The organism is Mesobacillus foraminis, from assembly GCF_004340465.1.
Lineage (GTDB): Bacteria > Bacillota > Bacilli > Bacillales > Cytobacillaceae > Mesobacillus_B > Mesobacillus_B foraminis.
Genome location: NZ_SLVV01000002.1, coordinates 228,183 through 247,621, shown reverse-complemented (window position 1 = coordinate 247,621; position 19,439 = coordinate 228,183). Strand labels below are relative to the sequence as shown.

The window sequence follows — 19,439 nt, the reverse complement described above, 5'->3', positions numbered from 1 at the left end:
TAATGGGTACAGGCACGATACTAGTCAGCGTTGTTCTTTTTATTTACCTATCGAAGATTTACAATTCCAAACCGTTCAACAGTAAAAAACGAAAGATGCTTTACTCATTTGTACTGTTTACTTTCGGACTGAGTATAGTAGTTACCTTTCAGGGGAATTTTGGGTCACTGATCCATTGGATGAACCTGACAATCGGAGCAATGGTCAAAATGGTGGTGAAATAATGAGTGAAAAAATATCTTCCTTTGAGCTGGCGATGCTCGTTGCCAATTTTCTTTTTACAGGAACTCTTATCAGCTTGCCTCAGGCACTGGTCGAAGCCTCTGGACAAAATACATGGATGGTCCCGATTGCTGTTTTTTTGTTTATGAGTTTGTTTGTATGGGTGGTGATGGGACGGAAAGAAAAGCTGGCAGGATTTTCAAGGCGTTTTCTTTCAGGGAGGCGAACCATGCTTGAGAAGCTGTTCCTTGTCAGCTTCGGACTTCTCTTCGCAACGGCGTACATACGGGATGTAAGAGCAATGGTTGACTTTATCGCTACGGTTCTTTTGCCGACAACGCCGATAGACATCCTGACGATTCTTGCTGTCCTGGCAGTTATTTATCTGGCTTCATCAGGGCTTGAAGTAATAGCCCGTGTCACAATGATTCAATTTATTGTGCTGGGAGCAACAATTCTCTTATTGCCTTTTATGGTGTTAAATGAAATTACGTTTGGGAATTTCCAGCCAATCGTCGGGAAGGAATTAATTATAGGAGTGGCCCAATCCTCTTTCTTATTGCTTGCCTGGATTGGTGAAGGGATTTTTATCCTGATTCTGTTAGCTAATATGAACAATGCCCCGAAAGCAAGGAACGGGGCGATTACAGGAATTGGGATTGCCATGTTTTTGCTTACAGTACTGATCGCTTTACAGGTTTCAGTTCTCGGTGTCGAAATTGTAACAGTGTCACCTTACCCCTCTCACCAATTAATTCAGCAAATTAATCTTACAGACTTCCTTGACAGACTGGACCTTGTGATTGTGACCGTCTGGATCCCGACTTTTTTTGCCAAAGTTGCGCTCGATTTATATTTGCTGAACCGCTGCCTTACAAGTGGAAGAAGCGAGGATTTTAATATTTTCATGATTCCCGTTGGCCTCTGCCTTGGGCTGCTGTCCATCCTGTTATTCCGAAACAACATGGAACATATCCAATTTTCTTTCTACACCTGGGCTGTCTGGGGACTGGTCGTGGAGTTGTTAATAGGGCTATTATTCATGATGCGAAGAAAATTCTCCAAATCCTGAAAAGAACCGGCGATTAGCATTGCAGGGGCATCTTCCACTATAAAAGCGGAAAGAGGCTAGGATTGTTGCAGATTCATCGCAGTCTGGGAAGCTTCAAGATCTAAACTGTTAAGCTAAATTTTTGGATGATAATATCCTTTGGCGACCATATGTTTGAATATTTGTTCATGCGTATCAACTGCATCCATTAAATATTGCTTCAAGGTATCCCTTACTTCAGGAGTTTAAGATCAGTAATGGCCATTGCGATGTTGATTACACCAGTTCTTGCTTCAATCAAGAAGTCTGTTGCAATCACCTGATCAGTCATTTCACCCATGCCAGTCATATTATGGACGTTCCATTCATGATTCATCATCTCTGTTTGTGATAAATTCCTGGATACGCTGAATTTGGTCTTTTGATTTAGTTACATCCTGGTCAAGAATTCTCCCTGATTCAGCATCCTGGACCTGCTTGCTCATTGTTGTCGACTTTATAAGGCAAAGGTTTTTAAATGTCAGTAATTCATGGAGATCATATGTTTCGTGGGAAGCCATATAATCTGTGTTGTTCACTGCATTCCCTCCTAATTCTATCTTTGCAATACAAGAACATTATGGCCCGGACATGGTCTGCTATTAGGGGAAATGGAGGGGGCTTGCCCGTAATTTGATTATTAAAATAACTGCCTGATGTACAAAAATAAGCCTGCCGCTATCTTGTTTTGGACAGGCTACTGGATTTCGTTTATGTATATAATCAGTAAAGCGGCTTCCTCGCCGCTCTTGCACCGTAAATGGTGCTCTTGGGATTGCTTTCTCCGCAGGAGACAGGAGACCTGTTCCTTGGTAGCATACATAGCTTTCCTTAATAATCGAATAAACTCAGGCTTAAGATTGAAACAGTCCCAGTTGACCGATGCGTTCCACTGCTTCCACAAGGCGATCCTCATCGACTAATAACCCGACCCTGACATATCCTTCTCCAAATTCCCCGAAGCCATTCCCTGCGGCAACAGCTACATCGGCCTTTTCCAATAAATAATCTGCAAATTCTTCTGAAGTAAAATGTTCTGGAACAGGGAGCCAGGCGAAAAATGAGCCGGCAGGAGCGCACAGGTCCCATCCAATCTGTCTGCAAGCCTTTATAAAGGTATTGCGGCGTCTTTCATAGCGGGTTACGAGCTCATCCACACATGTTTGATCCTCGGTCAGAGCTGCTGCAGCTGCCTTTTGGATGCCCGGAAACAGGCTGCAGTATAAATGGTCCTGAATTAGATTAATCGCTTCGATGATCACTGGGTTTCCAATGGCAAAGCCCACGCGCCATCCGGCCATATTATAGGTCTTTGAAAGAGTGTACATCTCGACGCCAATCTCTTTGGCACCCTCAATTTCCAGAAAGCTTATCGGTTTTTTGCCCTCGAATCCAATGGCACCATAAGCAAAATCATGGAGAATGGTGATCCGATTTTCTTTTGCAAATGCCACTGTTTTTTCAAAGAAGGCCCGGTCTGCGGTTGCACCAGTAGGATTATTAGGATAGTTTAAATACATAAGTCTGGCTGTTTCCCTCTGTTCTTTAGGAATAACACTGAAATCAGGTAAAAACTCATTCTCTGCTTTTAAAGGAAAAGTTTCGTATCTCACATCGGCTAGTACCGTTCCCGAAAGATAATCAGGGTATCCAGGGTCGGGAAGCAGCATGAGGTCGCCTTTGTTTAGCAGGCACATCGGCAGTTCTGCAAGGCCTGCTTTTGTACCGAAAAGAATGGCTACTTCACTCTGTGGATCAATCTCGACTCCATACTCCCGCAGGTAAAAGGCTGCTGCTGCTTCTTTTAATTCGTTTATTCCGCGGAAGGGAGAGTATTTATGATTTTTAGGATCCTCCGCTGCAGTCTGCAGAGCCTTGATAATATGTTCAGGTGTGGGCTGATCAGGGTTGCCCTGACCCAAATTGATGATATCGCGGCCCTCGTCTATTGCTTTGTTTACTTTATTAACAAGAGTGGCAAAGAATTGTACGGGCAATCTCTTTAAACGCTCTGAATACTCCATGTAATCCACCTTTTATGAAAAAACTTATTGAGATAATATTTCAAATTTTATAATCTTTAAATAAAATTGTCTAGAGGGAGGCGATATTATGAAAATAGCTTGTGTACAAATGGATGTAGCATTTGGGGAACCCGAACAAAATTTTGCAAAAGCGGAAGAGTTTATTAAAGAAGCAGCGAAGCACAAGGCTGATACGATTGTTTTGCCGGAAATGTGGAACACTGGCTATGCACTTGATCAGCTTGGCCGGCTGGCTGATGGAAATGGTGAACGGACAAAAAAGCTTTTAAGGCGGCTAGCTAAAAACCTAAAGGTAAATATCATAGGCGGTTCAGTTTCTACAAAAAAAGAAGCAGGTTTTTATAATACGATGTTTGTCGCGGACCGAAATGGAGACATCGCAGCGGAGTATGACAAAGCCCATTTATTCAAACTGATGGACGAGCACCATTTCATGAATGCCGGCAGCAAAGCAAATTTATTTAAACTGGATGACATTGTGTGCGGCGGACTCATCTGTTATGACCTTCGATTTCCTGAATGGGCAAGGCTCCACACCCTAAAGGGGGCAAAGATCATGTTTATTGTGGCGGAGTGGCCCGAGAAACGGGTAGACCACTGGCAATTGCTGCTGCAGGCACGGGCGATAGAAAACCAATGCTATGTTGTGGCAGTGAATCGTGTTGGAAGCGACCCCAATAATGAATTTAACGGTCATTCCATGGTTATTGCGCCCTGGGGAGAACGTCTGCTCAGTGGGGAATCGAGAGAAGGAATTTTTTATGCTGAACTAGATTTGGATGAAGTGGATAAAGTCCGGAAAACAATTCCTGTGTTTCAGGATAGAAGGACGGATTTATATTAAAATTACTTTTTCATAGCCTCCTGAGAGCCAGGCTGACAGGATAAGGACCTGTCCGGAAACACATGATTGTCTGGCTCTTATGATATGAAGCGAAAAAGAACGTATTTATGTAGAGTTTTTAATTAATGTAAGCCAGATTGGAAATAACACGGAGTGAAATTAGAAAATTTATCATATTTTTTTAAAATACCTACTTGCATTTTTTATTATACTGGCATATAATAAATGAGTCGTCAGGAAATGTCCCAGTAGCTCAGCAGGATAGAGCAACAGTTTCCTAAACTGTAGGTCGGGAGTTCGAATCTCTTCTGGGACGCTAGCCAATGAAAAAACGCCGGGTTTTCATTAACCTGGCGTTTTTTATTTGCAAACAGCAAAGATGGCAAGTAGGGGAAGTTTTAATCTTTCGCAAAATTGGGTACATATGAAGGAATGTCCCATCTAGTCTAGTAAATTAGTAGTAATTTTTACATACATGCGGTTTTCACAAACCAAATTGGCAGAAACGAGGAGGGTGAAAGGATGAATATTCTTGAATATCAGGTTAGAGAGCATTATACCCTGACCATCGATGACCTTGATGGGAATTCAAGGAAGATATGGAATTGGGAGATACTGATTGCTGAAAACTCTGCTGAAAGATACAGAGGAAAGGCTTATGACTCCGTCAAAGGGATTGAAATACCGTGGGCGATGCTTACGAACGCAAGGAAAACCCCATATGAGCAAATGCTGGATAAAATTATTGCATATATAAACGAGTAACTAAAGCAGTCTTTCTTTTGGGAGGCTGTTTTATTTTATATGCATTCCTCTGCAATAGAAAAACCAGCACCTGATCAAAGGGCTGGCTCCTATACAGCTTGCCTCCGGTACTCCAATGCAAACTGTTTTAGCATCTGTTCAGTTATCGCCGTGTATCCATTGGGATTGGGGTGAACCCCATCTGGAGCAATGTTCTGGATGTTGTCCCCGTTAATGACCTTGGTGGTCTGGACAACGATGGATGAAGGGATTTGCTGGGCTGCCTCATATATTTTAAGATTCCATTTTGGAAGCAGCTTATCGGCAAGTGTGTAGAATTGATCGTTTAAAGGCAGAGGGTTATATAATTCTAAAAAGATAATCGTGGCCTCCGGGTTTAATTTTTCAATCGTATTGGAGATGGCGCTCAAATTTCCTGCAAAAGTGCTTTGCAGTTCTTCGAATGAATTGAAAGCTTGAGAATAATCAAGATGCCTTGCAGTTTTTAGAACATCGTTGCCGCCTACGTTGATGGTAATAATATCGGCATCCTTTATTTTTTGATCAAAGGTGCCATCCTGAACCAGCTGGTTTAATTGAGTGGAAGTTATCCCGTTGATTCCCTCATTATTATAATGAACGGATTTATTGAGTTGTTCCCCTAATTGACTGGAAAACTTATAGACTAAATTCTCCGTCTCACTTGCACCGTAACCATGGATGATGGAATCACCAAGTGCCAGATGATTGATATCCTTATCGCTGGACAGTCGATAGTAATCCAAGTAGGTTAATTTATGCTGATCGGAAGATGCTTCGATAGCTTCTGATTTCATCCTGTTTATTTTATATTGGGGATAATACAGCCAGGCTCCCAAACCCATACCTAGAAACAGAAAGAACGCGAGTATATATTTTAGAACTTTCATGTTAATCTCTCCTCCATCTATTCTCTATTATATCAAGGAATATACAAGAAATACCTATGTAGTATTTTCCTTATATAGTAAATGAATGCAGGGCAAAAGGAGGAGACTGAAGAATAGATGAGGGCGTTGGCCCAGAGTATCTTTGAATACTGAGTATTCAAAGATATTCCAGAAACATTTTGTTTTTAACCCTTGTATCTTAAAGAAAAAAACTGCCAATAAGGCAGCCCACATTTGAATATTTTTAAAGCAATGGCAAATGGTTTTCATGTTCGAAATCTACTATCCGCAGCATGGCAGCTCGAGGTTTAGCCATAGGGTCGTGTTTGCGAAGCTCTCCGAAATCAAGTCCGGTTAATTCCTCTATCCTTGTAACAGGTACTTGGTAGGTTTTATAATCTCCAAAGGAAAAGTCCAAATCTCTTATCAAATTCGCCTGTGACTGCAAATATGCGGAGGCACTCAGGTTTCCATCTTTTTTTACCATTACAGCAAGCTTCCAGAATTCCTTAGGGATTCGGATTCCTCGATAATCAGGATCATCGCTGCCGAATACCGGACCCGTGAAGACAGTTGCTTTTAGTTTGAAGTTTTCTGTGTTATTCAACAGATAATCTTCTAGATCCAGCCAGGTCTTTTGATTTAAATCCTTATGCTGGGGAGAGCAATTCGTAAAATGAAAGGTATCTTCATTTGCCTGATTGGCCTCTTCTCCCCATATTGGATCCTGCCTTCTGACTAGGTGGCCCCGGTCCAGGTCATTGCCTGCATACAGCTCCGGTCCTGTCTGCTCACAAGCATCAATCCTGGGATCTATATACCAGCTGTCTTTTCCTCGCTTCACTTCTTTAAGCAGAGCCCCATCAATATTTACCACTGTGTAGTAGGCTAAACGCCGTGATTTACTCATAACAATTGAAAAATGCGTGTAGTCAAGGATCGTACTTCCGTCCTTAAGGAGCGCTATATCCTCTTTTAAGTCGGGACGGAAATAGGGATGAGGGACTGAATAAGATGATCCCAGGAAATCGGGATTGTATCCTAATCTTTTATCATAATCATAAATGCTTAATTGTTCAATCTCGGCAGAAAAGTGAGTGGATTTCAGGTCATTATTCTTCAAAAATTCTCCCTCCCAAAATCTATTTTGGTTTATTATACCATTTTTGAGGAAGGATTTTATATAATAGAGATAGAAGGTCTCAAAATGGGATGAATGGTTGGAATCTGACAGGCTGAAGCAAGCATTCAAAAGGGAGGACTATAGGGACATTCTGCAATCAGTTAAGGTAATGATGGTTCGGTGAGGGAACAGAAAATTTTAATTTCGTCTATGCTTGGTCAATTCAAGCAGGGCAGGCAGCAGGGACCCTTCAGCATTCGGTGATTGGAATGCTAGCTGGAAATCCGGTGCTCCTTCCTAATGCGGGCCAATCTGACATGCCCAACTGGCATTCTCATAAAATAGCAGAATTGAATCTGTATATTTTAGAAATAGAGGTGGAGTCGTGGAAATATTCATCGGGATTGCGTTCATGAACGTGATTATATTTATTACTGTTTTATTTCTGTTTAGATTGTATTATTTGGCGCAAAAGAAAGAAGAGTTAAGTTTACGGAGACTGCTCATGTATACGACAACGACATCGGCAGCGGGGATTTGCGCTTCGCTTGTGGTGTCGGCAGGATGTTACTATTTTTTAGCTGTTTAATGTAAGGCTGAGGACGTTATATGCAATTGAAAGTTACTTAATGATAAAAAGGGATGATAAGTGCTTAGGAGCTCCTGATACGGCGTAAAATCTGGTATGCAAGATATAAACCTGCATGCCTCCATTTTCCTCTGCGATGGCAGCTTTATTGAACGGTGCCCTCTAATGTATCTGAAAAAACTAGCAGACTGGGTTCTGGGTGATCCTTTGGCGAAATTCATAAGTATGTCCGACGCTCAATTACATTGCCTCAAAAAAGAGCATCTTAAACTAAAATTGTTAAACTTCGCGAGTAAGATAAAGGTTGAATGGCCATGGACGCCAATATACAGGTAGCGTATGAATTTAAGCCTCAGAGTAAAACAGGTTTCCCATATACATAACGATGAAAAGGAGATTTAACCTAGTGATTAACTACAATGGAAGAACATTCGTATCAATTGAGAATACATCTAACGGCGAGGTCTCATCAAACACCGTTTTTCACTACCTCCAAGAGGGGAATATCCTGACAGCCTCCTATTCGGGAGGGGAAATAGTCAAAGGAACCTTGATTGGGATTGTTCAAGAAAATGGGTGTTTAAAGTTTAGGTACAACCATATAAATCTTAGAGGTGAAATAAGGGGGGGACAATGTGTTTCTGTTCCCGAGATATTGGAAGATGGCAGAATACGGCTGAATGAAACCTGGAAATGGCAGGACCGTGACCAAAGTAAAGGGGAATCCGTTGTCGAAGAAGTCCTGAATGGATTTTAATCTCCAACGCGAGAATTCGTCTTAACCAAAGCAGGCTGCCAGAGACTGACAGCCCATTTTCAATCAATATAGCATCCCGATGAGCATGCCGCCAATGACACCTGTCAGTACAACCACCCACGGCGGGAGTTTCCAGTACACCAGCAGGCTAAAGAGAAGTGCAGCAAAGGCAAAATCAACTGGAGCCAGGATCGAACTGGTCCAGATTGGGTGATAAAATGCAGAAATCAGAATTCCCACAACTGCAGCGTTCACTCCCATTAATGCACCCTGAATTTTGGGATTTTGGCGCAAACTGGCCCAGAACGGCAATGTTCCGAAAATTAATAAAAATGCAGGGAGGAAAATAGCAGCTGTTGCGATTAATCCCCCAGCCCATCCATCCATCACAGCCCCCAAATAAGCGGCAAAGGTAAACAAAGGGCCAGGAACTGCCTGTGTTGCTCCATAGCCGGCCAAAAACGCTTCTTCGCTCATCCAGCCTGTCGGGACAAACTCACGTTCAAGCAATGGGAGCACAACATGTCCGCCTCCAAAAACGAGTGATCCAGAACGATAGAAGCTGTCGAACATCGCTACCCAGCTTAAGGATGTGGCTTCCCTTAAAACGGGCAATAGGAGGAGCAGAGCAAAGAACAGGGTCAGACAGACAGCTGCAAACCTGCGAGAAATAGGAAAATCAATCTTGGTTTTGTCTGGTACCTGATGGTTTCTGTACAGGAGGAATCCCAGAAATGCAGCGAATAAGATCATTCCAACTTGAGTAAATGCTGTTTGCCACAGCAAGGTGATGATCAATGCGGCTAAGGCAATTCCTTTTCTTTTTAAATCAGGTACTAGTTTTTGAGCCATTCCCAATATCGCGTGGGCAACTACCGCAACTGCGACTATTTTTAAGCCGTGGATCCATCCTGCATGGCCAATAACGAGACCTTGAAGAAGCAGCGCAAACAGAATTAAGGCTATGACGGATGGGAGAGTAAATCCAAGGAAGGCGACAATGGCTCCAGGCAAGCCCCCGCGCATAGCTCCGATTCCAATCCCCACCTGGCTGCTTGCTGGCCCCGGAAGGAACTGGCACAGCGCTACCAGGTCCGCATAGCTTTTTTCATCCATCCACTTCCTTCTCCTGATATACTCTTCATGAAAATACCCCAGATGGGCAACTGGTCCTCCGAAAGAAGTAAAGCCAAGCCGGGTGGAAACCAGGAGTATTTCTAATAAAGAGCTTTTGGTTGTTTGTTTGTTATTTTTACTCATATCCAGCTCCTTTATGTTTTTAAAATAAGCAACCGCTTATATGTTCTGAATTATAACAAGTATGAAGGTTTTTCTGAACTGATGGGGCTGACAGTTTACACAAAATTTACATTGTCATCTCATTTTAATATTTTCTATATAGAAAATTTCACTCTCTTCACTAAAATGATTTATTTTCTTTATGCTGACTCCATGAGCATTAGAGTAACTAAGACTTTGGTAGGAGAATTTATTTTCATGTATACATAGCGGGTTTCCACAATTATACTGGTATATAATAAATAGGCAGAATAAAGATAAATTTTTAGAGGGACAGGGGTTTCGGAAAAATGAATGGCACATTACATACAGCAATAGGAGCGGCATCTGGTTTCATTGTGGCTAACTCTCTGCAAAGTGACCCCATGACAACTTTGCTGCTGGTCGGGCTGGGGGGAATATCCGGGCTAATGCCGGACATTGATATAGACGGAAAATTGAGCAACAAAATAACGCTTTCTGCAGGAATGATCCGCACCGTGGCACAGTTTATTGGAATTTTGATGATGGTGTACAGTTATTTTGAAGGTATGGACAAGGAAAAGTGGATTGGAATCTTTTTAGGCCTAATGATGATCGTGGCCTCATCCTATCTTACCCAAAGGAGGATGCTGACAGTTACAGGGGGCGGCGTCCTGGCTGGCGGAATCTTCCTTCAGGAGACCTGGCTTTCCTTGCTGGGGATCTATATTATGATCGCTTCCTTTATCCCCCATCGCAGCTATACGCACTCTATTGCAGGAATCCTCTTTTTTGCTGCCATCGCTTCCCGCTTTGAAGCCTCCCTGGGTATCGATGGTGTTTTTATGACCTGCATGGCTGGATATATCAGTCATTTAATTGCTGATATGAAAATCCTGCCCGTTAATAAAAGGGGAGTGAAATACTTTTTGCCGTTCTCATCAAAAGAATTCTAAAAAGTGTACAAGAAAATTCGACAAGAACATTAAAGAATATCTCTTAAAATAGCTCCGACTTGTTTATACAATTACAATCCAGGTGATGAATTACGATTCATGTAAAAAAAAGTCGATATTTTTAAATTTCTTTCAACGCCCTGCTGGGTTACTATTAATTTATAAATTATGTCGGGTGTTCAAACCTTAAGGATCAGTTTTGGAACATCAAATCAAAATAAATTTATCGGAGGTAACAGTGTGGGAGTGGTCACCGAAGAAAAGCTGATGAAAAATTATGCGCAAATGAATGATGAGATATTAGTCCAGCTGTTCCAAAATGGAGATGGAGAGGCTTCGGAATTTTTGATGAAGAAGTACCGCAGCTTCGTCCGGGCCAAAGCCAGCAGATATTTTTTGATAGGCGGTGAAAAAGAGGATATTGTTCAGGAAGGGATGATTGGATTATATAAAGCAATACGTGATTTTAAAGAGGACAAACTGTCTTCTTTCAAAGCTTTTGCGGAACTGTGCATTACAAGGCAAATTATCACTGCAGTAAAGTCTGCAACTCGCCAAAAGCATACCCCTCTAAATTCCTACATTTCCTTAAACAAACCAATCTATGAAGATGAATCCAATCATACACTTATGGACATCATCACGGGTCCCGCGGAAATGGATCCGGTTCAGTTGATTATTGATCAGGAAAAAGCCAATGATCTGGAGCAAAAAATGGCTGAAAGATTGAGCGATTTGGAAAAGCGGGTGCTGGAACTGCATATGGCGGGTCACTCATATGTAGAAATCTCAAAAAATGTTAATGCACACGTTAAGTCCATTGATAATGCCTTGCAGCGTATCAAAAGAAAGATGGAAAGGTACCTGGAACGGAAAGAGGTCATTTTATAGTCCCTGAATAGGAAGAGGAGCTGCTTTCATGGCAGCTCTTTTTTCATTGGAAAGAACCGCCGTTAGATAAATGGCGGTACTCCGTCACTGATGCCTTTTATGATTGCGGTAATCGACTGGATTTGATTTTCATCTAGATCGAATGCTTCTTTCACTTTGTTTTCCAGATTTGAAGTGACTCGCCTTTTGCCTACTTCAACTAAGGCTATAAGGGCAAAGCTACAATTCACAATCCGGGCAAATTCTCGCTGGTTTAAATTATAGCTTTTTCTTAAAAACTTTATAATATCCTTGTTCAACTATAACACCCTTTCAGAAAAAGCTATTATAAAATTACCGTATAGAGAGAAGGTTGTCAAAGTGTTTATAGTAAAAAAAGCTGATTTCATTAGAATAATAGAATGTAAACGTATTCTTTATCATTTAATGGATATCCCGTTTTTTGAAACGTCCTCCTCTTACCTCCGATATATTTGCAAATGCCAAAAAGGCGGTTGGGTCATGTTCCTCAACGATTGATTTCAGCTTAGCTTCTTCTAGGCGGGTAATGACACAAAAGATTACTTTTTTATTGTCTCCGGTGTAGGCACCCTCACCCTGTAAATAGGTTACCCCACGCCCCAATCTGGCAAGAATTGCCTCTCCAATGTCTGAGGCGTAGTCGCTGATAATCCAGGCTGATTTGGATTCATCCAGACCTGCAATCACAATGTCAATCATCTTGAAGGCTATAAAATAGGCAAGGATTGAATACATGGCCCGGTCCCAGCCAAACACGAATCCTGCCGTTCCGAAAATAAAAATATTAAAAAACATAATGATTTCTCCGACTGAGAAAGGGAGCTTTTTATTGGCTAGAATAGCCATGATCTCAGTCCCATCGAGTGAACCTCCGTAGCGGATAACAATTCCAACCCCGGTGCCAAGTACAATGCCGCCAAAAACGGTGGCTAGCAATAGATCTTCAGTAAAAACCGGAACATCGTGCAGGAGGGTGGTGGTTAGTGACAGCACCGTAATGCCAAGAAGGGTCGACAAAGCAAAGGTTTTGCCGATTTGCTTATAGCCGATAAAAAAGAAAGGGATATTCAGCAGGAAAATGAACAGTCCAAGGCGCCACCCTGTGAGGTGGGCAAGGATGATTGATACTCCCACAATGCCTCCATCGAGAATTCTGTTAGGCACTAAGAATTCTTCAATGCCAACCCCCATCAATATCGCGCCAAAAACGATGAAAAAAATCCGTTTTGCGAGTTTTGTTTTCGGCATTCCTTTGTGTGAGACATGTGGAACTGTTTCCATTTGCAATTCAGTTGGACTCATCTTATTCCCCCAATAATTAGAAAGCTTCCGTGATGTTTTCGCCAAGTAAACAATTGTATTTATACATAAAACAATTTTACCATAACTTTACTCTCTTCGCATAAAGATAATGAAATTAATGATTGAATATTTAGTAAACTTGATCCTCCGTTTGTAAAGCTTATTGCTGGGTATCATCCTCTTTTTTGATAAAATATAGAATACATATAAAAAATTGGAGGCAATAAAATGGTTACTCTCGGTCCTCGTGTCTTAAAAACAGGGATATCCGTCACTCTTGCCCTGTACATCACAGAATGGCTCAGCCTGGAACCTCCAATGTTTGCTGCTATTGCAGCAACATTCACCATCCAGCCTTCCATCTATCGCTCCTGGAGACAGGTGCTTGAGCAGGTACAGGCAAATGCGATTGGTGCTTTGATTGCCTTGGTGTCCATTTATCTGTTCGGACATAACCCGTTTATCATCGGATTTGTGATGGTAATTGTCATACTTGTTTGTTTGAAGCTCAACATGGCCGGCACCATTTCGCTGACTCTTGTTACAGTAGTCGTCATGATGAGTCAGCCAGCGTATACGGGTTTGTTGGCCGCTGCCGATAAATTTCTCATTGTCCTGGTCGGGATGGGATCTGCATTTTTTGTAAATATCCTGATTTCTCCGCCGAATTATAAACAGAACTTTTTCACTTTGGAGCAAGAGGCACTTCGGGGCATATCCCTGCTCCTGCGGACAGCCATTTCCGATGAATTGACAGAAAAATCCTTCCAGCAGCAGTGGGGGAAAGTAAAGCAGGACCTGTCAAGGCTCGAAGACTTATATAAGTTGCTTGATGAAGAGAGAGAAAATATATCAAAAATCAAGCCGCTGGATGTAAGGGAAATTGTTGTAATGAAACAGAGGCTTGAATGCCTGCAGCTTGGGCTGAAGCTTCTGGATACAATTGAAGAACATTTTTTTCAAAGTGGGCCAACTTCTGAGGAGAGGGAAATGTTTGACCAATACATTGAGAAACTGACCATGCAGCACGAAATGGCTTTGTTGAAGTTTGAAGGTAAAATTAAATACGATCTTGATTCTGACCCTGATCTTATTCAAGAAAGCAGCCTGTTCCTGGAAAATGTCGTCCATACTAATCAGACAGAAAAGGGGCAGAGGGTGCGGCTGATTGTGATTGCTTCCGCCCTGTATGAATATGCTTTTCAGCTGCAGCGCCTGAATGATCTGACAGAAATTTTTCTCAGGAAGAAAAAAATTGCGGAACAGACTAGGGAAAAAAGGCGCTTGCGGAAATAGGAGAAGGGATTCTTTCAGGGCAGAGATTTAAGGACTAAAACGGGACCAATGGCTTTGAAATTTTCATTTATTCCATTTGTGCCTGAGATCATCCGTATTGCTGGGCAATCAATCATTCTTGCTTAGAGTTGTTTTTCTGGGCTGAACACAGTAAGGAATTTGTTTATGGTTAACGATTTTTTTTAAATCATAAAATGAAAAAAGGATCCGTCATTGTAGGCGGTTGTTCTTTTTTACTGAATTAATCGCAGGAACTGTCTGGTTCGTTCTGCTTTAGGCTGGCTGAATATTTCTTCTGGCTTTCCTCTTTCAATGATTAAACCATCAGCCATAAAGATTACTTCGTCGGCTGCTTCTTCGGCGAACCGCATTTCATGCGTGACGACCATCATTGTCATTCCTTCTGTGGCAAGATCCTTCATTACTTTCAGCACTTCTCCAACTAGCTCAGGATCGAGTGCAGAGGTAGGCTCATCAAACAACATCACCTGAGGCTCCATGGCCAGGGCTCGGGCAATTCCAACACGTTGCTGCTGGCCCCCTGAAAGCTGGAAGGGATAATGCTTCATTTTATCGGCAAGGCCTACCTTAGACAGAAAATATTCGGCCTTTTCGGCTGCTTTTTGCTTAGCTTCCTTTTTTACAGTGACCGGACCCTCCATGACATTTTCAATGGCCGTCATATGTGGGAAAAGATTATAGCTTTGAAAGACCATCCCCGTTAATCGTCTGAATGAAGAAATCTGCCTGGAGGATACTTTGCGGGAAAAGTCGATTTCTTGTTCTCCAATCGAAATTTTGCCGTCTGTAGGGGTCTCCAGGATGTTAACGCACCTGAGAAAGGTTGTTTTTCCAGAACCTGAAGGGCCAATCACTACAACAACCTTTCCTTTGCCTACTTCCAGATCAATTCCTTTCAGCACTTCAAGGCTATCAAATGATTTTGTTAATCCTTTTATTGAAATCAAATCAACCAGCTCCTAGTGATATGGATGTTTATCTGGACACATATCGATCAAACCGCATCTCCAGTCTTCCTTGGACAAGGGAGAGAAGAAAGCAGATCACCCAATAAATCAGGGCAGCCTCTGTATATAAGAGCAAGAACTCATAATTGGTTGTGGCAATTTCCTGGGCCCTTCTGAACATTTCGGTCACAAGGATCAGGGAAGCAAGGGAAGTATCCTTGACCAGGCTTATAAAAGTATTGGATAGAGGAGGGATCGATACTCTGGTAGCCTGGGGGAGAACAATTCTCGTGAGAGCCTGGCGATAAGACATCCCTATCGAGTAGCCTGCCTCCCACTGTCCCTTAGGAATGGAAAGAATAGAGGCCCTTATTATTTCGGAGGCATAGGCCCCAATGTTCAATGAAAATCCGATAATAGCGGATGGCCATGGGTCCAGTGTAATGCCCACCGTTGGAAGTCCGTAAAAGAGAATAAACAGCTGGACCAGCAATGGGGTTCCCCGGATGGCAGAAACGTAAATGCGTGCAATCATTTGCAAAAGCTTGATGTGAGAGATTCTTGCCAGAGCCGTAAGAACTGCAAGGATGATTCCGCAAACAAACGTAATGAGCGTAAGCGGGATTGTATAAAAAATAGCCCCCTTCAGCAAAGGCTCAAGGGAACTTTGGGCTATGTCAATTAGCCGGGCGGTTCTGTCAGGATCAGCAAAGATACTATTCAAGTACATTTTCGCCAAACCATTTCTGGGAGATTTTTTCGTAGGTCCCGTCTTCTATCATGGACTGAAGTGCCTCATTTACTTTATCTACTAATTCTTCGCTTCCTTGCCTGAACATAAATCCGCTCCTTGAAGCGTCTTCGCTTTTTGCAACGATTTTGACAGCAGCATCTGGCTTTGATTTCTTGAAATCCAAATAGGTAATATTATCATTGATGGTCACATCTGCACGTTTGGACAATAACAGCTCAATAGCCTGATTAAACCCGTCGACGCCCACAATTGTCGCCTCATTGTTTCGTGCAATATCTGCGTAATTGCTGGTCATTGACTGGGCAGCCTTTTTGCCTTTTATATCTTCAAAGCTTACGATATCCTTATTTTCTTCATGTGTAATTAAGACTGCCGTGGATGTGATGTAAGGCTTAGAGAAAGCATACTTTTCTTCACGGTCAGGACGGATGCCAACCTGGTTGGCCACCATATCGAAGCGTTTTGCGTCCAGCCCGGCAAACATTGCATCCCATTGAGTCTCAAGAAATTCGGCTTTTACGTTCAGCCGTTTTGCCACTTCGCCGGCTACTTCCACATCGAAGCCTGTCAGTTTTCCGTTGTTACCGTGGAAGGTAAAAGGCGGGTAAGTGCCCTCTGTTCCAATCAGCAATTTACCTTCTTGTTCGACCTTGGCGAGCAAATTTTCTCCGTCTTCCTGGGCGGGGTCACCCGTATTGTTCTGTTCTTTATCTGTTCCTGCTTCATTATTCTCGTTGTTCCCGCAGCCTGAGATAAGTAAAGAAACGCTCATTAATAATGCTAAAAGGATATTGTATTTTCTCAAGTTTATTCCTCCTGACATGGGACTGTTTAACGATCCACTTATATAATTAGAACAGTTTTAGCGTCCCCAACGAACGATTTACTAAACCCATTGTTTAGTAATTATCTAGAATTTTCATTGGATTCCAGCCTCCAGGCAAGGGGAAAGGGGGCATGAGGATATTTCCTTTCCTGTTAAATAACATTCATCAGCCTTGATCAACTGTTTAGCCGGCAACCCCAGGAACTTCCTGTGGTATATTGAAAAAAGGGGGAATATATATGTCAGAATTTCAGAGCGTTGTACATACACAGAAATTCCAATCGAAAAGCTTGTTAAAAAAACAACTGTTACAGCTAGGCGTCCAGCCCGGAGATTCCATTATGGTTCATGCTTCGATGAAGGCCATGGGCTGGATTGCAGGCGGTCCTCAAGCTGTTGTGGAGGCTTTAATGGAAATGGTCACATCAGAGGGTACGATTGTGATGCCTTCACAGTCTGCTGATAATTCGGAGCCTTCTTATTGGATGATGCCGCCCGTTCCTGAGGAATGGAACCAGCCGATCCGAGATCACATGCCAGCCTTTGATCCTCATTTAACTCCGCTTCGGGGGATGGGCAAAATTGCCGAATGCTTTCACCGCCATCCCAAAACCTTAAGGAGCATGCACCCGGCTCATTCATTCACTGCCTGGGGGAGACGTGCCGAACACTGGATGAGTGAACATCCGCTCGAGGATTCGTTTGGGGAAAGCTCACCTTTAGGAAAAATGATGAAGGAACAAGTAAAAATTGTTCTGATTGGTGTTGGCTTTGATTCGTGCACAGCGCTCCACTTTGCGGAGTATGCACAGGAGAACAGGAAAGCGTCCCCTCAAGGCGCCGCCATAATGGTTGAAGGAGAGCGCCTATGGCAGACGTATGCCTGTGTGGACATGGACTCTGACAGATTTCCGGAGCTGGCGAGCGAATACCCGGGAGCAATACTTAAAGGGAAGCTGGGGCAGGCAGAAACGATGATTGTTGACATGCGCTCGCTGGTTGAATTTGGAATCAGATGGCTGAGGGATCATCCGGCAGCGGCAGAATAAAGAACAGACCCTGCATGTACATGCTAGGGTCTGTTCTTGTAGATGCGCTGAAAAATGCTTTAGGAAAAGGTCCGGTATTCTTTGCCGTTAATAAATGCAGGAAGTCTGTATCCTTCGGTATAGATCCCTTTTAACTCGGCAGGTGGGTGAACAGCTTTTATGGCATATGTTCCACTAGTGGATAATGCCTTGATATTTTCCACAGCTATTTTTGCGACTCCCTGGCCTATGTCGATCGCATGCTGGGCAGAGTCTTCTACATAGATGTTCCTGAGGGCGATCTGGTCAGCATGCTGCTTCCCTCCAAAAATTTTAATATCAGCTCCTGCGCTGTGAAAACCGCGGATGGAAACTGAATTCAAGGTAATATTCCGTGCTTTGTACTGGACAGCAACGACAGGATTACCGCGATAATCATATTCCTGATCGCCAATGATCGTGAACTGGTTAATGACAACATTCTTATATGCGGAAACAACCATGGCTCTTGGTGTTGAACCTTTGTAAAGCTCTGTGTCGACAGGATCAATGGAGATAATCTTCGTGGCTCGGATATTGGAAGCCGTTTTTGAGTCGGGATCAGCCTCTCTATGATGGCCGATGTGGCGAAAATTATAGGAACGGTTGTCGTTAACCGACAGATGCCCGACAATCTGTACGTTATTTCCTGCAGATGAAGTATGGTGCGCCTTCACTTCAACCCCGCCAAAGCACCTTGTTGTGGAGTTATGGACAAGCCATACATTTCTTGAGCCATCGTCAACTTCTATGCCATTTGAATTGGAGAACCCTTTCGCGTGGGCCCGGCCGCTGGGATCACTCATATGGCAGTTGGAAATGAAGATGTTGTCACTATGATGGGTGGTTATGCCGTCATCTCCAAAGCCGTAGCCATTTAATCGATCAAGCCAGACGTATTGGCTGCCGCCGCGCGCTCTGTAGCCATCCCCTGAGTAATCATAAAACGTGGAGGATACATCGAAGCAGTGTAACCCTGGATTTATTCCTTCCACATTTTTTACCCAGCCGCAGGTGACATTTGCATAGGTCAGGCAGCTGGAATGGTTCCCCCACGTACTTGTCTTTTGAACATCCCCCAGACGCTCGATGTTCCAGTCCAGACTTAAAGCCTCAACTGAGATATGATGATTGCCACGCCAATGATTTGAATTTGTCACCAGCCGCATCCCTTTGGGAGCAGAATCGCTTAACTTAATGGTCGATTTCCCTTTGCCTTCTCCAACAAGGCAGGTCCAGGAAGGTAGCCTGATTCCTTTTGTGATAAAGACACCTTCCGGAACTATAACTTTGACCCGGCCGTGGCCGATTGCTTTTTTAAAGGCATCCGTGTTGTCTGTCAGGCCGTCGCCTATGGCCCCGCAGTCGAGAATGTTGACTTCCCTATGAATCTCTTTTTGAAGCTGTTTGTATTCATCGTCAAGCATAGATTTCCATTCCGGATACACCTCTTCCCGATTGTCGGCAATCGTTTTGTATGGCGAGAGAGGGGTATGCGCGGAAACTGTTGCAATGGAGCGAACAAGACCTAGTCCCAGCTTTTTAAAAAGGAAAGGAAATCGATTAATATTAGAACCTGAATGCATGACTCCAGAAATTGCCGTGTTCGAAAGGCTGTCAAACAATTCATCCGTCTCCTGGATTGCTGTTTTTAAGTTCCCTTTATGATGGCTGAATTTCTCTATTAAAAAAGCGTTTCTGCGCGGGTCGTGCTTTTTATCCAAATGGAGCATTCTCTCACTTCCTTTAACTTGA

At 43.0% G+C, this 19,439-nt stretch carries 22 protein-coding genes and 1 tRNA gene; 10 read left to right on the top strand and 13 right to left on the bottom strand.

The features are described 5' to 3' along the window. Window positions 1-2: 2 nt before the first annotated feature. Both EV146_RS03650 and EV146_RS03645 read left to right on the top strand, forming a co-directional pair. Complete coding sequence (locus tag EV146_RS03650) at window positions 3-224, top strand: hypothetical protein (protein WP_132001983.1); 222 nt, start codon at window positions 3-5, stop codon at window positions 222-224. Further along, window positions 224-1,294: a GerAB/ArcD/ProY family transporter gene (locus EV146_RS03645; RefSeq protein WP_132001980.1), complete on the top strand. Its 1,071-nt coding sequence runs from the start codon at window positions 224-226 to the stop codon at window positions 1,292-1,294. The genes EV146_RS03650 and EV146_RS03645 overlap by 1 nt, the downstream gene beginning before the upstream one ends. Window positions 1,295-1,407: 113 nt before the next feature. Here EV146_RS03645 and EV146_RS27770 read toward each other — a convergent pair whose 3' ends face one another. The 4 genes from EV146_RS27770 to EV146_RS03630 form a co-directional block, all read right to left on the bottom strand. Beyond that, window positions 1,408-1,482 carry a hypothetical protein gene (locus EV146_RS27770; RefSeq protein ID WP_241993805.1) on the bottom strand — a complete coding sequence of 25 codons (75 nt, stop codon included), beginning with the start codon at window positions 1,480-1,482 and terminating at the stop codon, window positions 1,408-1,410. Between the two features lie 23 nt (window positions 1,483-1,505). Continuing rightward, the gene (locus EV146_RS27765; RefSeq protein ID WP_241993795.1) at window positions 1,506-1,652 is read right to left on the bottom strand and encodes a hypothetical protein; all 147 of its coding nucleotides are present in this window, start codon (window positions 1,650-1,652) and stop codon (window positions 1,506-1,508) included. Next, complete coding sequence (locus EV146_RS03635; RefSeq protein ID WP_309136083.1) at window positions 1,639-1,851, bottom strand: hypothetical protein; 213 nt, start codon at window positions 1,849-1,851, stop codon at window positions 1,639-1,641. The genes EV146_RS27765 and EV146_RS03635 overlap by 14 nt, the downstream gene beginning before the upstream one ends. Window positions 1,852-2,166: 315 nt before the next feature. Then, a complete protein-coding gene (locus tag EV146_RS03630; RefSeq protein ID WP_132001977.1) occupies window positions 2,167-3,336 on the bottom strand; it encodes a pyridoxal phosphate-dependent aminotransferase in 1,170 nt (389 codons plus the stop codon). An 88-nt stretch (window positions 3,337-3,424) separates the two neighbouring features. Here EV146_RS03630 and EV146_RS03625 point away from each other — a divergent pair, with 88 nt between their 5' ends. The 3 genes from EV146_RS03625 (at window position 3,425) to EV146_RS03615 (ending at window position 4,966) form a co-directional block, all read left to right on the top strand. Next, window positions 3,425-4,201, top strand: coding sequence for a carbon-nitrogen family hydrolase (locus EV146_RS03625; RefSeq protein ID WP_132001974.1), 777 nt, complete (start codon window positions 3,425-3,427; stop codon window positions 4,199-4,201). A gap of 242 nt (window positions 4,202-4,443) precedes the next feature. Beyond that, window positions 4,444-4,517, top strand: a tRNA-Arg gene (locus tag EV146_RS03620). 206 nt (window positions 4,518-4,723) lie between these two features. Further along, window positions 4,724-4,966, top strand: coding sequence for a hypothetical protein (locus EV146_RS03615; RefSeq protein ID WP_121613246.1), 243 nt, complete (start codon window positions 4,724-4,726; stop codon window positions 4,964-4,966). 89 nt (window positions 4,967-5,055) lie between these two features. On the opposite strand, the gene EV146_RS03610 is transcribed toward EV146_RS03615, so the two are convergent. Both EV146_RS03610 and EV146_RS03605 read right to left on the bottom strand, forming a co-directional pair. Continuing rightward, window positions 5,056-5,874 carry a GDSL-type esterase/lipase family protein gene (locus EV146_RS03610; protein WP_132001971.1) on the bottom strand — a complete coding sequence of 273 codons (819 nt, stop codon included), beginning with the start codon at window positions 5,872-5,874 and terminating at the stop codon, window positions 5,056-5,058. A gap of 244 nt (window positions 5,875-6,118) precedes the next feature. Next, a complete protein-coding gene (locus EV146_RS03605) occupies window positions 6,119-6,997 on the bottom strand; it encodes a DNA/RNA non-specific endonuclease (protein WP_309136082.1) in 879 nt (292 codons plus the stop codon). Between the two features lie 995 nt (window positions 6,998-7,992). Between EV146_RS03605 and EV146_RS03600 the strand changes: the two genes are divergently transcribed. Beyond that, window positions 7,993-8,343 (top strand): avidin-fold protein, encoded by a 351-nt coding sequence (locus EV146_RS03600; protein ID WP_181215815.1) that lies wholly within the window; start codon window positions 7,993-7,995, stop codon window positions 8,341-8,343. Between the two features lie 63 nt (window positions 8,344-8,406). Here the strand turns inward: EV146_RS03600 and EV146_RS03595 are convergent, their stop codons facing one another. Further along, a complete protein-coding gene (locus EV146_RS03595) occupies window positions 8,407-9,603 on the bottom strand; it encodes a chromate transporter (protein WP_132001965.1) in 1,197 nt (398 codons plus the stop codon). A gap of 329 nt (window positions 9,604-9,932) precedes the next feature. On the opposite strand from EV146_RS03595, the gene EV146_RS03590 reads away from it, so the two are divergent. Together EV146_RS03590 and sigH are read left to right on the top strand one after the other, a co-directional pair. After that, window positions 9,933-10,559, top strand: a complete 627-nt coding sequence (locus EV146_RS03590; protein ID WP_132001962.1) for a metal-dependent hydrolase — start codon at window positions 9,933-9,935, stop codon at window positions 10,557-10,559. A 240-nt stretch (window positions 10,560-10,799) separates the two neighbouring features. Then, window positions 10,800-11,450, top strand: a complete 651-nt coding sequence (gene sigH / locus EV146_RS03585; RefSeq protein WP_121613239.1) for an RNA polymerase sporulation sigma factor SigH — start codon at window positions 10,800-10,802, stop codon at window positions 11,448-11,450. Between the two features lie 62 nt (window positions 11,451-11,512). Here sigH and EV146_RS03580 read toward each other — a convergent pair whose 3' ends face one another. Continuing rightward, window positions 11,513-11,749, bottom strand: coding sequence for a helix-turn-helix domain-containing protein (locus EV146_RS03580; protein ID WP_121613238.1), 237 nt, complete (start codon window positions 11,747-11,749; stop codon window positions 11,513-11,515). Window positions 11,750-11,873: 124 nt separating this feature from the next. Beyond that, the gene (locus EV146_RS03575) at window positions 11,874-12,719 is read right to left on the bottom strand and encodes a YitT family protein (protein WP_373566048.1); all 846 of its coding nucleotides are present in this window, start codon (window positions 12,717-12,719) and stop codon (window positions 11,874-11,876) included. Between the two features lie 282 nt (window positions 12,720-13,001). On the opposite strand from EV146_RS03575, the gene EV146_RS03570 reads away from it, so the two are divergent. Further along, on the top strand, window positions 13,002-14,069 hold the full coding sequence (locus EV146_RS03570) for an FUSC family protein (protein ID WP_132001959.1): 1,068 nt from the start codon (window positions 13,002-13,004) through the stop codon (window positions 14,067-14,069). 233 nt (window positions 14,070-14,302) lie between these two features. Here EV146_RS03570 and EV146_RS03565 read toward each other — a convergent pair whose 3' ends face one another. From EV146_RS03565 to EV146_RS03555, 3 genes are read right to left on the bottom strand one after another with little or no spacing between them, the layout of a single operon-like run. Then, window positions 14,303-15,037 (bottom strand): amino acid ABC transporter ATP-binding protein, encoded by a 735-nt coding sequence (locus tag EV146_RS03565; protein WP_132001956.1) that lies wholly within the window; start codon window positions 15,035-15,037, stop codon window positions 14,303-14,305. Between the two features lie 28 nt (window positions 15,038-15,065). Continuing rightward, entirely contained in the window at window positions 15,066-15,767 is a 702-nt protein-coding gene (locus tag EV146_RS03560; protein WP_132001953.1) for an amino acid ABC transporter permease, read from the bottom strand. After that, window positions 15,754-16,596, bottom strand: a complete 843-nt coding sequence (locus tag EV146_RS03555) for an amino acid ABC transporter substrate-binding protein (RefSeq protein WP_277873202.1) — start codon at window positions 16,594-16,596, stop codon at window positions 15,754-15,756. The genes EV146_RS03560 and EV146_RS03555 overlap by 14 nt, the downstream gene beginning before the upstream one ends. Window positions 16,597-16,856: 260 nt before the next feature. On the opposite strand from EV146_RS03555, the gene EV146_RS03550 reads away from it, so the two are divergent. Beyond that, complete coding sequence (locus EV146_RS03550) at window positions 16,857-17,666, top strand: AAC(3) family N-acetyltransferase (protein ID WP_132001947.1); 810 nt, start codon at window positions 16,857-16,859, stop codon at window positions 17,664-17,666. Between the two features lie 59 nt (window positions 17,667-17,725). Here the strand turns inward: EV146_RS03550 and EV146_RS03545 are convergent, their stop codons facing one another. Next, window positions 17,726-19,417 carry a glycosyl hydrolase family 28-related protein gene (locus EV146_RS03545; protein WP_132001944.1) on the bottom strand — a complete coding sequence of 564 codons (1,692 nt, stop codon included), beginning with the start codon at window positions 19,415-19,417 and terminating at the stop codon, window positions 17,726-17,728. Between the last annotated feature and the right edge of the window lie 22 nt (window positions 19,418-19,439).

What these genes read in the sequence shown, in the direction of transcription:
- EV146_RS03650 (WP_132001983.1), top strand. Translation starts at nt 3, where the DNA reads ATGGGTACAGGCACGATACTAGTCAGCGTTGTTCTTTTTATTTACCTA.
- EV146_RS03645 (WP_132001980.1), top strand. Translation starts at nt 224, where the DNA reads ATGAGTGAAAAAATATCTTCCTTTGAGCTGGCGATGCTCGTTGCCAAT.
- EV146_RS27765 (WP_241993795.1), bottom strand. Translation starts at nt 1,652, where the DNA reads ATGATGAATCATGAATGGAACGTCCATAATATGACTGGCATGGGTGAA.
- EV146_RS03630 (WP_132001977.1), bottom strand. Translation starts at nt 3,336, where the DNA reads ATGGAGTATTCAGAGCGTTTAAAGAGATTGCCCGTACAATTCTTTGCC.
- EV146_RS03625 (WP_132001974.1), top strand. Translation starts at nt 3,425, where the DNA reads ATGAAAATAGCTTGTGTACAAATGGATGTAGCATTTGGGGAACCCGAA.
- EV146_RS03615 (WP_121613246.1), top strand. Translation starts at nt 4,724, where the DNA reads ATGAATATTCTTGAATATCAGGTTAGAGAGCATTATACCCTGACCATC.
- EV146_RS03610 (WP_132001971.1), bottom strand. Translation starts at nt 5,874, where the DNA reads ATGAAAGTTCTAAAATATATACTCGCGTTCTTTCTGTTTCTAGGTATG.
- EV146_RS03595 (WP_132001965.1), bottom strand. Translation starts at nt 9,603, where the DNA reads ATGAGTAAAAATAACAAACAAACAACCAAAAGCTCTTTATTAGAAATA.
- EV146_RS03590 (WP_132001962.1), top strand. Translation starts at nt 9,933, where the DNA reads ATGAATGGCACATTACATACAGCAATAGGAGCGGCATCTGGTTTCATT.
- EV146_RS03575 (WP_373566048.1), bottom strand. Translation starts at nt 12,719, where the DNA reads ATGCCGAAAACAAAACTCGCAAAACGGATTTTTTTCATCGTTTTTGGC.
- EV146_RS03570 (WP_132001959.1), top strand. Translation starts at nt 13,002, where the DNA reads ATGGTTACTCTCGGTCCTCGTGTCTTAAAAACAGGGATATCCGTCACT.
- EV146_RS03560 (WP_132001953.1), bottom strand. Translation starts at nt 15,767, where the DNA reads ATGTACTTGAATAGTATCTTTGCTGATCCTGACAGAACCGCCCGGCTA.
- EV146_RS03550 (WP_132001947.1), top strand. Translation starts at nt 16,857, where the DNA reads ATGTCAGAATTTCAGAGCGTTGTACATACACAGAAATTCCAATCGAAA.
- EV146_RS03545 (WP_132001944.1), bottom strand. Translation starts at nt 19,417, where the DNA reads ATGCTCCATTTGGATAAAAAGCACGACCCGCGCAGAAACGCTTTTTTA.